The following is a 13071-nucleotide window of genomic DNA, read 5'->3' on the forward strand; positions in this document are numbered from 1 at the left end:
CAACTCGAACGTTGCCCACAAAAAACAACATTTAATAAGAATTAACAGCTAAATAGAGGCTTGCTCCAACCAAAACTGAGCACTTTTAACCGTTTCGTCTAAAGATGTCGTCAACGCTTGAATTTCTTCATCGGTAGGAATTTCTTCGCGTTTCAATTTTGCTTCGATATCGATTGCAATGATTCTTAATTCATTCGCACCAATAGTGCCCGCCACGCCTTTTAAGCTGTGTGCGGTTCTCATTGCAGCACCTAAATCAGAAGAGATTTGCTTCTGGAGCTTCTCACCATCTTCATAGTGATCTTCAATAAAAACGCGCAACAGCATTTTCACCGATTCCTTATCATCGTTAAGTGAACTTAGCATTTGCGGTATGTCTATCTTGGACTCAACAGATGTACCAGCGACAGGCAAATGCTGAACATCGGTCAAAACTTCTTTTTTTCCTTTATTTTTTTCGGCACTTTTCTCACTAACGGGCTCATTCTCGTCACTGTGGAGCGATTCAACGACTCGTCTGCATTGCCTTTGGCAAAACATCACAACAACAAAAAGACTGGCTATGAGTAAACCACTTAAAACCAACAACAGAACATTAATAAAGCCGAATAGCTTAAAATATTCATTTTCAAGGGTGTGCAACTCTTGATAAATCTCGTGCTGTAGCAGTCGGTTTACTAGGTATCCGCTTTCTGCATACTCGCTTAAGAGTTTGGAAACCTTTGCCAGAGTAAGTTGTAAATGTTGCCTGTCATCTGGCGACATCGACTGTGAGGCGACCATGATTTTATCTAGAGAGCGATAGATTTCCGGGCTTTGCTCGCCTTCAGTAAATAATGCTTCAAAAAGATAAGCACCTAAGTCAACGTAATAACGCCTGATATCGGGTTGATTCTCATATTCCGAGCGAAACAATTTAAGCTGCTCAGCCATATTGAGCACATCCAAGTCCGAGCTTAAGAACAGTTGGCTTTTTTCGATAAACTTATCGATAACATAAATTAGATGAGTCACATCAGGCTGAAATACGGAGTGTTCATAATCCGCTTCTAACTGCACTCGCAATGAATAAATTAATTGGATATTGAGGGACATGTCATTGGTATGAATGACACGGTAAGGAGATCTAAAATGAAGCGAATTATGAAATGACATGATGTGATTGCCTAATTCGACAACATCGTCACTCATCTTGGCCGTTTGCCTGTACTGGACAAAAATAACCGACACGCAAAGCAGCCAAATAACTCCGATTATGGTCATTGCTTTATAGACAAATTTACTTTGATGATGCTCTAAAACCATTCCTTGTCCCAGCATTCAATATTGATTAAATACAATCATATACCTTCCGCATTCATCTTGCGTAGATTGGTTCTCAAAACTGGTGCGTTAATGCGAAATAAAAAGAGAGCTCATATGGCTCTCTTTCTAGATAACACTATCTGACAACGACTAGTTCTTAACTTTTACGCGTTAGCTGATCTCGCAGATTCGGTGGAGTACCTTTAATGGTCAGCGTATCAGTTTCCGGATCGTAGAAAACGCGCTCACCCATTAATAAACTGTCAAAACTGATGTTCAAACCACCACCAGCACCGACATACTTGGTCAGTTTTCTCATCGTTGAACGATCGCCAGGGAAACTATCTTCAAGTTCGTAACCATGCTCACGCGTATAGTCCATAAAGCTGGTGCCATCCTGAGCTGGAGGTAATTCACCTGACAACTCTTTCACCTGAACTTCTTCACCCGCTTTTATTTGATCATTGCAGTAATCGTAAACCTGTTTCTTGTAGTTAATCGCTTCGCTTTTTTCCAGCTTTGAATCACTACAAAAATCTTCAACCGCTTGCATCAGAACTTTGTTTTGCACTTTCGCATCAAGCCCCACTTCCGCTTGAAGGAAATCCAAAAAGAAATCTGAAACTTTACGTCCGACGCGACCTTTAATGTACGTCAGGTAACGATTCGACTCCTTATCCGTTTCAAAGCTCGATAAATCCACACGTGCAACAATATCCATTTTATTGATATCGAGATAATCAGTTGCACTGATGTCTAGCCCTTCTGTCACCTTTAAACTTTGATTCAAAGGAAGAATGCCAATCAAAAGATATTCGGTGGCTAGTGACTGATATTCAGCCATCACCAAGATACCTTCATCGGCAAACGGATATTTCGACAGTTCGTCTTTGAGACGTTGCGCACTGATTTGAGAAAAATCGTAAAACGAACGCTGACTTTGACGCATTTCTTGCAACCAGTTTTGAAAATCACTGTCAGACTTGAAAGAGCCAAAACCTTTACCCGCTTTCGCATTAAAAACGCGATGCAACTCGGATACTAGGTTTTCTGTTGATGTATCATTATCAAGAGATTGAGCACGGAAGTTAACCGTTAGCTCGTCGTTATTATTTTTGCTTAGTTGATGCAAAATGACATTGGAAAGGTGCAGACTCATAGTGAAATAATCATCGTTCTGGTTTCAGTTGTAAGGCATAGTAGGTTATCATAAGCCGTTTTTACTATCATCATTAGAGTGTTTATGCCTATTACATCGAAATACAGCGACGAAAAAGTTGAAACTATCCTGACCGAAATCGCTGCCGTTCTTGATAAACATAATGCGTCTCCTGAACTTTCCCTGATGATTGCGGGAAATGTCGCGACCAACGTTTTGAATCAAAATGTTGCTGCATCGCAACGTAAAGCTATCGCGGAAAAGTTTTCTCAAGCATTGATGTCTTCGTTAGCAGACTGAATTTAAATATAAAAACGGATAAATAGAAAAGTACATGGTAGATAGCGGAAACACATACGGCGAACGCGTATCACGTCTAGTAGGTTGGGGGCATTGGTTTGCCTTCTTTAACATCATTGCAGCAATGCTGATTGGTACCAGATACATAGCACAATCGCCGTGGCCGGAAACTTTCTTAGGACAGCTCTATCTTGCGCTTTCTTGGGTGGGGCATTTTGGCTTTTTAGTCTTTGCTATCTATCTTTTGACGCTTTTCCCGTTAACGTTTTTGATCCCCTCAAGATCATTGTTCCGTTTTCTGTCCGTCTGTTTCGCAACATTCGGACTCACTGTACTGCTGATAGATACTCAGGCTTACCAAACCATCAACTTGCACTTAACGCCAGTGGTTTGGGAGTTGTTATTCAGTGATGAAAGCAGCGCAGTAAGAACAGACCTTCAGCATTTATTCGTTGTGCTTCCGCTTGTTTTCCTACTGCAACTTGGTTTATCTGAGTGGGTATGGCGTAAACAGCGTAAACTCAGCCACAAACGTGTTGGCCGCCCTCTTGCCGCGGTCTTCTTCGTCAGCTTTATCGCAAGCCATCTGATTTATGTGTGGTCTGACGCTTATTTCTATAGCCCTGTTACGAGCCAAAAATCGAATTTCCCGCTGTCATACCCTATGACTGCGAAATCGTTTATGGAGAAACACGGTTTATTGGACCGAGATGAATATCTCAAGAGACTGGAAGAAACTCAAAATACCGTTGATTTGGTTAACTACCCGATTGAAGAAATCAAATTTGGTCGCCGAGCCAACAACCTCAATATTCTGTTGGTCAGCGTAAATAACCTGCGCGCTGACGTATTAACACCGGAGCTGATGCCTAATACCTATCAGTTTGCTTCTGAGAACCTCAACTTCACCAATCATTACAGTTCAAGTAACGATACGTTTGGTTTATTTGGTCTTTTCTACGGTTTGCCTAGCAGCTATGCGAGCAGCATTGAAGCTCAAGGAGCTGCACCAATTATGCTGGATGTTCTTGAATCGCAAAAATACCAGTTTGGCCTCTTTAGCGGCGATAACTTTGAAGATCCTCTCTATCAGGAAACCATCTTCCGCAAGTTACCAATGTCTAAAGCGCCGTTTGATCCAGAAACAAGCAACGATGAACAAACTATCGCTCGCTGGTCTACTTGGGTTGAGCAGAAGAAACAGCCTTGGTTTAGCTACTTAGAACTTTCTACCGTTGATAACTTCGACCAATACGATAGCGCAGCATCAAACGGTTCAACCAGTGACCGATTACGTGCTGGCTACAACCATTCCGTAACTTTGGCGGATAACGAACTTCATTTACTGTTCACTAAACTCACTGAGCTGAAACTGTTAGACAGCACGGTTGTGGTTATTACCTCTAACCATGGAACAGAGTTTAATGAAACGAAAACAAACAGCTGGGGTTCGAATAGCAACTACAGCCGTTTCCAACTGCAAGTACCTATGATTGTCCATTGGCCAGGAAGAGTTGCTGGTGTCTATAACCACCGTTCAAGCCACTTAGATTTCTCTGTCACAATCATGCAGGATCTATTGGGAGTATCTTCAAACCCAAGTGATTTCAGCAGTGGTCGAAACATGTTTAACGAAGCGAAGAGAAAGTGGATTCTTGCTGGCGATTCACGTGAACTCGCACTTATTACTGATGAACAAACAACGGTGATAGATAAGTTTGGTAACTTCAAACTTTACGATGATAACTATCAACGCTTAAAAGAAGAGAACCCGACTCTACCTGTGTTAATGCAGGGGTTCACCGAACTGCAACGTTTTTACGCGAAAGATAATTAAATCAGTTGGTTAAAATACTTTCGTATTGACGACCAGAAAAAAACTGATTAGATTACGCGAATCGGACTGTAGCGCAGCTTGGTAGCGCACCGTCATGGGGTGTCGGGGGTCGGAGGTTCAAATCCTCTCAGTCCGACCATACACCTAGAGCCCGTAATTCAAAGAGTTACGGGCTTTTTTACGCCTATAAAAAACCGCCTTAAAATGAGGCGGTTCCAAAACAGTTCCAAAACTGGTTCCAATATTATTGCCAAATGTCCAGTTCAGCGGCTGGTACCTGTACCCATTTGACATGACCTTCTTTATAAATTTTGGTACTACGTGAATCTGAGTGGGCAGCTCGAGCTTGAGGGTCATGTCCAGCCTTATCATAGAGGTGAATACTAAGACCTCTTATCTCATGAAACGTCGGCTTGCATTCAGCAGACACATTCTTCTTCACTTTTGCTTTGTCTCGTAGCGCGGAAAAAACACGACTCAAATATTTCCTGTTCACTTGAGTTATATGGTCACAATACTGGCTAATTTGGTTACTGCACTTTACAGGCATACGGTGAACTATGTACGGTGATTCAACATTGTCTTTACTTGCTTCTACGATTTTCAGCAGTGACCTTGTCACTGGGATACTTACGCGGCTGGCTTCTTTTGCCTTTACTTTTTGTCGGTGTACTTTCAAATAGCCAAAGACTTCAATCCCATCTTCAAGAACGGGCTCATCTAGCATAGTTATATCTTCATATTTCATTGCGCAGATTTCATTTACGGCGTGTGTTGTTTCCAATGATAAATCCATGGCAATACGCATCCATTGAGGAGCGTGAATCCAAATAGATTTGTATTCGTCTAAGTTAAGGCGCTGACGCTGCTTTTCTTCTTTCGGCTTGCGCTTCTTACGTTTGGCGGGATTATCTTTCATAACCGACTCATCTACGGCGTAATCAAATACTTTGACCATAAAAGAGAGCCAACGATTGAAAACATTATTCGACTTATCCTTGGCGACGGTATCAAGAACTAGGTTCACATCATCTAAAGAGATAGACATCCCAACTCGGTCACCAATCAAACTATTCAACTTTTCTAGCCGACTATTGAACATAGCCAACGTATCTCTGTTCGGTTTATCGTCTTCAGCATAACGTTCAGAAACGCGGGCAAAGAAAGATGAAAGTTTTTCTACTGCTCTGCGGTTATGCGGGGCAACTAAATCAAAATTGATAGGATGAGCAATTTCTGGGTCAACTCTATATGTCGCGTTATATCTTCTGGCTAGGGCTATAGCTCTGCTCTTGTCATGACCCAAGGATTTCCAGCTGTCATCAATACGACGTAACACATAACCCTTTTTACCTTTGAAATAGAGACCTTCTGGAAGGTCTCTATACTTGCTACTTCTTGGACGTGGCACGGTCACCTCAATACTTGTTAATGAGATAGCAATTCATCCAAAAATGGATCACCGCTAGAGCTCTTTTCTTTGTCTAAATCGACATAGTATGAACGACCAATTTTCTTTCCTGGCAACGTGCCTAAATCAATTTCCCTACGACAGATGCGTACGTCTGGCGCTCCTCCTACTGGAAATCGTATTTTTCGCCAAGTGCTGAGTTTCACTAACATAAAAGATCTCCACCCACAGGGACGTACAAAAAAACCTGTGAACCTATGGGATGAAATGAACAGACTTAATTAATTCAGATAGTTAAATGACTTCTGGTTAATTCTTAGCCCTCAAGTTGCCGCAAGAGGGCTTTGAAAACCTATGGGGCGATCCATGGAATCCCATAGATTGTGTTTGAGCCATGAGCATAGTTTTGCGTACCTATGCGGCTTGCGTGTTGAATACTCCCGGAGCAATTTCTTCAAGAACTCGAATAACCCAGCGGTGATCTGCAGTTAAACGCTCTATCTCTCGAGTAATAACTAATTTCAATAATGTGTCATTCCCGTGCTGCTGTTCTTCTGCACATGCGATAGCGTTCCTTAGTTGTAACTCCAGTTGTTCAAAGTAATAACCATTAGCTAGGAACAAATGAACCAGCGCTTCATCTTGGATACGTGGCACGGATGGTTCAATATCTAACGCTTTCGCCAACATACTTTTGCCAGCATCATTAAGCAGATACAGCTTTTTATCTGGTTTACCCGATTGAGGGACTTCGCTTAGAGAGACTAAACTCTGCTCATTGAGTTTGGCTAAATCACGATAAATCTGTTGGTGGGATGCTTTCCAACCCTTATCAAGTAATGACTTCGATAGATCATAGCCAGTTGATGGTTCCTGGCTGATTTCAGCCATCATGACGAGTTGTAAATTAGATAAGTACATATGCTTTACCTTCTGCGGTTTATACAATTTGTATTAACAGTGATGATTGAGAACTGTCACGGTCACATCTAAGTGCAGTGATGTTATACCTAGCTTTGCTGCTAAGCGTTTACGATTGCCTGTATCGAGATTAATGGCGCTGGCCAACGTTTCATACTTGTTCTCGTGGTTGCTCATATCGTGCTTTTTGCCTTCGATATATGGCTTGTCCATACCAGCTTCTTCGTAGACTTCAGCAATGAGTTTTGCAATATGGTTAAGCGGTTTTGTTTTTGGCATTTTCAACTGCCTCCTTGTTTAGTTTTTCGAACTCTTGTTCGTTACAAATAAGAAAGCCTCCAAAACCTGCGTCTCGATGTAATACACCGTTACCGATAATGTGGCTTTCCAATAGATCACACGCCGATTCAACAGCCTTCTCAAAGCTTGAAAACGAACCAAGCTCCATCTTGATGACTTCGTCAGATTTCTTGCATACCGAAAGCGCGCCGTTGTCATTGAGAAAAGCTGCGATGTAGTTATTCAATTAAAGTCCCTCAGTTCAGCGAAGCTCATCGGTACCCAATCAACAGCCATACTGTTGTCTTCTCCTATTACTTTTCCGCCGCTGATCCAATCGAAGGAAAAAACAATGTAGCCATCTTGTTGGGCGTAGTTAGTGATGTACTTGATGCGAATAGTCAGATAACGATTACCTTCTTCTTCGATTAGCGTTACTCGATCACCTACTTTGAAATCCCTGTCGTTCTTGCGAATTTCAAAGGTCTTGTCGCCCAAAATGATGGAATTTAAGTACTCTGTTTTAATTTTGAGTTGATGGTTTTTCATCCCTCCTCCTTACTGGTTAGTTTCTTTCTCTTGAACGTCGTCTGGAACGGCAGGGAACAGGCCGAACGCTCGCAAGTCCTCAACACCCAGAGCGACAAAGTTGGCGATGCGTTTGCCGTTAATAGATTTCTCATGGCCATCTTTCAAAACTACTTTGGCTTCTTTCAATTGTTTCTTGAGAATGCGATCGCTCTTCACTGGCAAACTATCGAATTTGGCTTTTAATGCTGGGCTTTGGCTGATGTGTTGCATGATGTGGCTAGTACGAACTAACAAACACAACTCACCTTCCACCCAGTCAAATGCGTATGGATGGCGGAAGTGGCCAGCATCCATTTCGCCTAGAATCAGCTCCATGATCCAAACCCATGGCTCACGCTCGGCTTCTGTCTCACGAATATGGGTGTTCATCTCCGTAACGATGTCTTTTACAAAATCACCGTAGTTACTCGCTACACCTGTGAATTCACATAGAAGGCGCCAAGTCAGCATTAGGCATGCATAGTTATCACGCATACGGTTAGCACCGTTGTCATCTGGTTTTGCCATGCAATGCTTAGAGAGGTAATCCACACATTCTCGGTAGGCACGTTTCATTTGCGGACGAGTGTATGAAGTCAGATATTTGATCCAGTCTTTAACTGGGAAACGAGGCAATTCATCGGGAATCATGTCTCCCTTACGGCCTGTTAGATCTGAACGGACCAATTTACCCAGTAGTGATTGCACCGGCACATCCTCACCAGCTAGCAGAACTGGCGCGATACTCAAGAACTCGGTCATATCGGTACCACGGCGAGTGATGGTGTATTGGTAACTTTCTTGAAGCATGGCAACGGCTTTATCGATTACACCCTGTCCCTGAGCTGAAAGCTCTTCCCAACCAACTGGATGAGAGGTGTGCGATATCGATGTCAGCAAACGGAACTCGGTTTTCAAACTCTGGCCAGAGAACATGGTAAACGCCAAAGTGCGTTCTAATGATTTAACCAAAGTTGATTTACCCGCCCCTTTACCAGCGTTAAGCATGTAGTGTGGCCAGAATCCTAAGAACGTTTTGGCATGAGCACCTAACCCCCAAACCAATAACATCAAAGCGGCATTGTTTTTGAAAGTTGCGTGGTAAGCCTCAATGACTCGACGGCCTTGTTCTGGTGTTCCTGAAGGGAATTGCAGGTTGTGATAAGGACACTGCTGAGTTGGGTCAGTAAAGAAAGAATCAGGTCCTTCATTTAAGATGGCTTTGCCATCATGCCAGGCTAAACCCACGAAGTTCACAGCGCTACGTTCACCGATGTGAGTAGCACGCTCTAGAATCGAGATCATACGGGTGAACTTTCCTGGGTTGAAAATACCACCGCCAACACGACGCCAAACGTCGATGTTGTACAATTGCTCGCGCTTAAGTACAAAACGAGTCAGTTCATTAGGTGAATCTGGCGTTTGGATAGTTGCAGAGTAAACTTTCGTTGGCTGTAAATCCGGTTCGCCAGTCATCGCAGAGCTGGCTGAAGAAATAGTAATTTTCGATAAGCCTGCAATGCGGAAAGAACAAACGTCCTGCGGAATTTTCTGCTCACTTTCCCCGTCGGTAACCACTTTCAGGTAACTGGTAAAGTCCGGTTTTACTCGGTAAGTCCAATAAAGATGTTGGTCATGATTGGGGAGTGGTAAACGCTTGTGATTAGCATGTTCAAATTCACCGTCTTGCCCAGTAACGAGCCACTGATCCAAGTTGTAGATAAGGTTATATTTGGTGAGTTTTGGTCCGTGCTGTTTCAAAAAGTCGTTAAGGTCATTAAGCCCTTCCCACTTACCATTTTTATGATCAACAAGGAAACAAGGGATGTTTAATGCGGTACATTTCTCATGAACTATCCAAGCGGCTTCTGGCCCTGGTCTGTGACCTTTCCTAGGTCCGTCCGCGATAGGTTCATCATTATCGAAGCAACAAATCACACGTTTGCCCGTTAAAAAGCGCCAATCAATTTCTTCGACCGCTAAACCGCGAGTTGCAATAGCAGTAAACAACCCTTTACCTTTCCCTTCAGGGTCAAAAGCTGCGATCGCAGAAATAGCATTGATAGCAGACTCAACCACAATCACTGTTTTTGCGCGCTTTAATGCAACCTTGTCAGGAATGTATGGATAACCGCGTTTCTCACCCATAGCTTTGGTTTTGTTGTCACCATTCAAAGCCGGATCAATAAAACGTAAATCAATCCCCATCACTTCGTTAGTAAACAAACAGCGACTAGGGAACGTCACTGCAGGGCCACCGTAACCAAGTTCACCAGGGTTCTTTTTCGGGCTATGCCAGTCACTAAAACCGATAGCACCACGTTTGATAAGCATCTCAACGACAGGAGCCGGAATGCCACGTTGATCAACCAAATACGCCTTTGCATCCGATGCAACAGCCAGCTGCTTCTCTGCAACCCAAGAAAGCTGACTTTGCTGCTTAATTTGCTGAGGAGCATTATCAGTAGGAATATTGAATTCAGCATGAAGCCACTGCATAGCCTCGCTGGAATCTACCGCTTGGCCACAATAAATAACCAAATCAATACAGGAACCTTTTTCACCAGACGTATGGTCTTTCCACATCATGTAACCCGCTTGGGCTGCATCAAAAATGCTGACACTTGGGTGTTTGTCTGGGCGATTAGGAGCCTTATAGTTTCCAGTAGGGTCTGGACGTTCCATACCCAAACGATCAGCCAACTCGTGTAAATCAATGATCTGTTTTAGTTGTTCTGCGGACGCCATAGAGCGTGCCTCCGATATCTTTTAAATCTACCCCAATCGCAACTGGGCCAAAGTACTGTTCTAAATTCTGTTTTACCTGTTTAAATTCCGATGACTTCAACAGGTTGGCAATGGGTTGGTGGTTTTGCTGAATATGCGCCCACACCATCTGCTTTTTATCTGGCTCTAATGTGGTTAACACCACGGAAGGCGCGGCCAGTCGGGTTAAAACAGGCGTGGAATACCAGAGGGGGCATTGACACCCCCTGTAGCTATAAGTCACACGCATAAATCCGACGCAGACAAGCTGAAGCAATCCAAAGCTGTTCACTTAAATGACAGCTATGTGTGAGTTGCTGTTGCTCCACTTGCTCCTGAGGTAAATGTTTGAGTTCGCTTTCATCCAATTCGATGTGGCCTTCTTGCTCCCACTGAGTGAAAACTGCATCTTGTTCATCAATGAACACATGACGATTAATAAACCCTTGCTGGCGAACCATCTGTTGTTCCAGTTTGAACAAACAAGCTCGTTCCGGTGGCGAAAGCTTTGTCGCCGCTACTTGGTTAGGCATAACTCTTCTCCATGTAAGCTTCGACAAGCTTCTGTGATGGGCGAATCTGATGTTTGCGCCAAACAGAGTTCTCATTCAACAACGATAAAAACTCATCGACATAAGCTTCAGGGACTCCATCACCAGAGCACCAAAGACGAATATCGATAGGCCTTAACTTCATCCGTTCTGCCACGTACTCTTCCAAGCGCTTTGAATTCGCTCTTCCACCAAATACATGCAAGTTGATATTGCGTAGTGCCGCGGCAAGCGCCTTTCTACGCATATCCATTGCTGCTTCTTGTAACCTAGCCATAGCCTTGTACATCCTTATCCCCTTATCGATACGAGCGAACTGAAACGACTCTGTCTTTACTGATACTTAAAGGATCTTCACCAACACACTTAACAATCATGTTTGGCCCTTGTGCTTCGCACTTTTCAACCACCCAGAATTCATGCCCTAAAAGATTGATAACATCCCCACGAACAACCGATTCAGCACACTGCTGCTTTACTGAACTTTCTATCGAAAACATGTGCTTGCCTCTCTCATAGCTGAATCCAGAGACTCACGGTCAGGTGCCGTATAGATCGAGGTTGTAGAAAGGTTCGAGTGTCCAAGCACCGCTTGAACTCTACGCAACGCATCTGGTGACGTTGTGCGTTCTAGATAGCGTTTTGCCCATGAATGGCGTAACCAGTGCGGTGTACCTGCAGGTACTTCGGCAAGTCGGCACCATTGTGTAAAACGGTGTTGGAAAGAACGGCGGCTCATCGCCTGATTGTTCCGGCTAAGAAAAAGAGGACGGTCTAGTCGTGGCGTTTCCCAATCGATGCCTTCGCTCATTTCTTTATGAATTTTAAGTAAGTGTCTTAACGCACTGGTTGCGGACTTGTTTAAAGCGATCGGGTGTTTTTTAAGGTTCTTAGCGTTCATGCTGTCGTAAACCAAATAGCCTTCTTGCAAACTACGTTCAGCGTCACCAACCGTTAGCCCTACCATAGGCAAATCGTGACGTTGTGCTTTACCTGCATCTGGGCCAGCTAACACCCCTAAACGAATCGCAGTTTCACGCATCAATAGCATCCAGTAGTAATCCCTCTTCGCATAAATGCCCTGTGTTTCCTTAACCGTTTTGAATAGCTTTTTCTCTTCCTGCTCAGTGAAGTAGTGCAGAAACAGATTGATTGAAGAACTTAGATTTTGAGTTGATAAAGTATTCATGGCATACCTCCGTTGGCTTCGCCGTTACTTAATTCACTACAACTAGTGCACGAAGACGTTCTAACAGCGCCAAAGCAGCCGTAAACGTTTCACGTAATTCACGTTCAATTCTTTCGAATTCATGTTGTTCGATATCACCATCTTCTAATGCTTCAGCAATAGCGCGGTTTACATCGCCGATTTCGGCATGCCATTGGCTATAACTGTTCAGCAGCTCAACATCAGAAATGCCGGAATAATCACCGAGGAAATAAAGCGAGTAGCCAAGTTCGGAAGCGATGGAACGGAGGATTTGAATGTCTCCCGTTAGCTTCATTAGGCGTAAAGCATCAAACAGCCCAAACTTGTGGCCATGTTGATTTGGGTTGATCTCATTAGGAAGAACGCCCGGGCGCTTACCCAACAGACGTTCAAGTTCTGCAGTGTTGTTGAATTGTTTTAACGTGCTGTAGCTGGCATTCACTACCTGAGGGAATTCACAGGTAAGAGCCGCTTCAATAACTGATGTCATCGTAATCTCCTGATAAACGAATACGTTTTGTTTTTCAGAAGGCTGCGCTACAATCTACGTAAGGATGAAATGGTGTTTGAGCCGTGAGCATAGAGGTTGCACCCTCGCTCTGAGTCCCTACAGATGACTGTTTTAACAGACCTCTGGCCGCTTACTGATTGCCGTTGGTAAGCGGTTTTTCTTTTTTAGAGCTATCAATTTGAAATTTCATAAATAAGTTTCTCTGTGATTATTCGTCCATAACTACAAATACGCCGACGAGATAAAACTGT

The 13071-nt window shown here is 43.5% G+C and carries 17 protein-coding genes and 1 tRNA gene; 3 read left to right on the forward strand and 15 right to left on the reverse strand.

The genetic code is table 11. The features are described 5' to 3' along the window. Window positions 1-48 precede the first annotated feature (48 nt). On the reverse strand, window positions 49-1320 hold the full coding sequence (locus tag HKI82_RS08725) for an Hpt domain-containing protein (RefSeq protein WP_102940782.1): 1272 nt from the start codon (window positions 1318-1320) through the stop codon (window positions 49-51). Window positions 1321-1462: 142 nt separating this feature from the next. Further along, window positions 1463-2464, reverse strand: a complete 1002-nt coding sequence (yejK, locus tag HKI82_RS08730; protein ID WP_102940783.1) for a nucleoid-associated protein YejK — start codon at window positions 2462-2464, stop codon at window positions 1463-1465. Window positions 2465-2548: 84 nt separating this feature from the next. Here yejK and HKI82_RS08735 point away from each other — a divergent pair, with 84 nt between their 5' ends. The 3 genes from HKI82_RS08735 (at window position 2549) to HKI82_RS08745 (ending at window position 4740) form a co-directional block, all read left to right on the forward strand. Then, on the forward strand, window positions 2549-2764 hold the full coding sequence (locus HKI82_RS08735; RefSeq protein WP_042483648.1) for a YejL family protein: 216 nt from the start codon (window positions 2549-2551) through the stop codon (window positions 2762-2764). A 34-nt stretch (window positions 2765-2798) separates the two neighbouring features. After that, window positions 2799-4601 carry a DUF3413 domain-containing protein gene (locus tag HKI82_RS08740; RefSeq protein ID WP_102940784.1) on the forward strand — a complete coding sequence of 601 codons (1803 nt, stop codon included), beginning with the start codon at window positions 2799-2801 and terminating at the stop codon, window positions 4599-4601. Between the two features lie 62 nt (window positions 4602-4663). Continuing rightward, window positions 4664-4740, forward strand: a tRNA-Pro gene (locus HKI82_RS08745). Window positions 4741-4845: 105 nt separating this feature from the next. Here the strand turns inward: HKI82_RS08745 and HKI82_RS20655 are convergent. The 13 genes from HKI82_RS20655 to HKI82_RS08810 all read right to left on the reverse strand — a co-directional run bounded on the left by HKI82_RS20655 (window position 4846) and on the right by HKI82_RS08810 (window position 12799). Continuing rightward, window positions 4846-6012: a tyrosine-type recombinase/integrase gene (locus HKI82_RS20655; RefSeq protein WP_171137772.1), complete on the reverse strand. Its 1167-nt coding sequence runs from the start codon at window positions 6010-6012 to the stop codon at window positions 4846-4848. A 17-nt stretch (window positions 6013-6029) separates the two neighbouring features. Continuing rightward, window positions 6030-6224: a DNA-binding protein gene (locus HKI82_RS08755; RefSeq protein WP_171137773.1), complete on the reverse strand. Its 195-nt coding sequence runs from the start codon at window positions 6222-6224 to the stop codon at window positions 6030-6032. A gap of 202 nt (window positions 6225-6426) precedes the next feature. Further along, complete coding sequence (locus HKI82_RS08760; RefSeq protein ID WP_171137774.1) at window positions 6427-6933, reverse strand: PadR family transcriptional regulator; 507 nt, start codon at window positions 6931-6933, stop codon at window positions 6427-6429. 33 nt (window positions 6934-6966) lie between these two features. After that, on the reverse strand, window positions 6967-7212 hold the full coding sequence (locus HKI82_RS08765) for a hypothetical protein (protein ID WP_171137775.1): 246 nt from the start codon (window positions 7210-7212) through the stop codon (window positions 6967-6969). Continuing rightward, window positions 7190-7459 carry a hypothetical protein gene (locus HKI82_RS08770; RefSeq protein WP_020433376.1) on the reverse strand — a complete coding sequence of 90 codons (270 nt, stop codon included), beginning with the start codon at window positions 7457-7459 and terminating at the stop codon, window positions 7190-7192. Before HKI82_RS08770 ends, HKI82_RS08765 begins: the two co-directional genes overlap by 23 nt. Then, window positions 7456-7761: a DUF3850 domain-containing protein gene (locus HKI82_RS08775; protein WP_171137776.1), complete on the reverse strand. Its 306-nt coding sequence runs from the start codon at window positions 7759-7761 to the stop codon at window positions 7456-7458. The genes HKI82_RS08770 and HKI82_RS08775 overlap by 4 nt, the downstream gene beginning before the upstream one ends. 9 nt (window positions 7762-7770) lie before the next feature. Next, window positions 7771-10530 carry a toprim domain-containing protein gene (locus HKI82_RS08780; RefSeq protein WP_171137777.1) on the reverse strand — a complete coding sequence of 920 codons (2760 nt, stop codon included), beginning with the start codon at window positions 10528-10530 and terminating at the stop codon, window positions 7771-7773. Beyond that, window positions 10496-10792 (reverse strand): hypothetical protein, encoded by a 297-nt coding sequence (locus HKI82_RS20495; RefSeq protein WP_390632300.1) that lies wholly within the window; start codon window positions 10790-10792, stop codon window positions 10496-10498. The genes HKI82_RS08780 and HKI82_RS20495 overlap by 35 nt, the downstream gene beginning before the upstream one ends. Further along, window positions 10782-11081 carry a hypothetical protein gene (locus tag HKI82_RS08790; RefSeq protein WP_171137778.1) on the reverse strand — a complete coding sequence of 100 codons (300 nt, stop codon included), beginning with the start codon at window positions 11079-11081 and terminating at the stop codon, window positions 10782-10784. The genes HKI82_RS20495 and HKI82_RS08790 overlap by 11 nt, the downstream gene beginning before the upstream one ends. After that, complete coding sequence (locus HKI82_RS08795) at window positions 11074-11376, reverse strand: hypothetical protein (protein WP_081878688.1); 303 nt, start codon at window positions 11374-11376, stop codon at window positions 11074-11076. The genes HKI82_RS08790 and HKI82_RS08795 overlap by 8 nt, the downstream gene beginning before the upstream one ends. A gap of 22 nt (window positions 11377-11398) precedes the next feature. Then, window positions 11399-11599 (reverse strand): hypothetical protein, encoded by a 201-nt coding sequence (locus HKI82_RS08800; RefSeq protein ID WP_171137779.1) that lies wholly within the window; start codon window positions 11597-11599, stop codon window positions 11399-11401. Beyond that, window positions 11587-12288, reverse strand: a complete 702-nt coding sequence (locus HKI82_RS08805) for a tyrosine-type recombinase/integrase (RefSeq protein WP_171137780.1) — start codon at window positions 12286-12288, stop codon at window positions 11587-11589. Before HKI82_RS08805 ends, HKI82_RS08800 begins: the two co-directional genes overlap by 13 nt. Before the next feature lie 28 nt (window positions 12289-12316). Further along, complete coding sequence (locus tag HKI82_RS08810; protein ID WP_020432400.1) at window positions 12317-12799, reverse strand: phage regulatory CII family protein; 483 nt, start codon at window positions 12797-12799, stop codon at window positions 12317-12319. Window positions 12800-13071: the final 272 nt, after the last annotated feature.

This window comes from Vibrio plantisponsor (assembly GCF_013041605.1).
GTDB lineage: Bacteria > Pseudomonadota > Gammaproteobacteria > Enterobacterales > Vibrionaceae > Vibrio > Vibrio plantisponsor.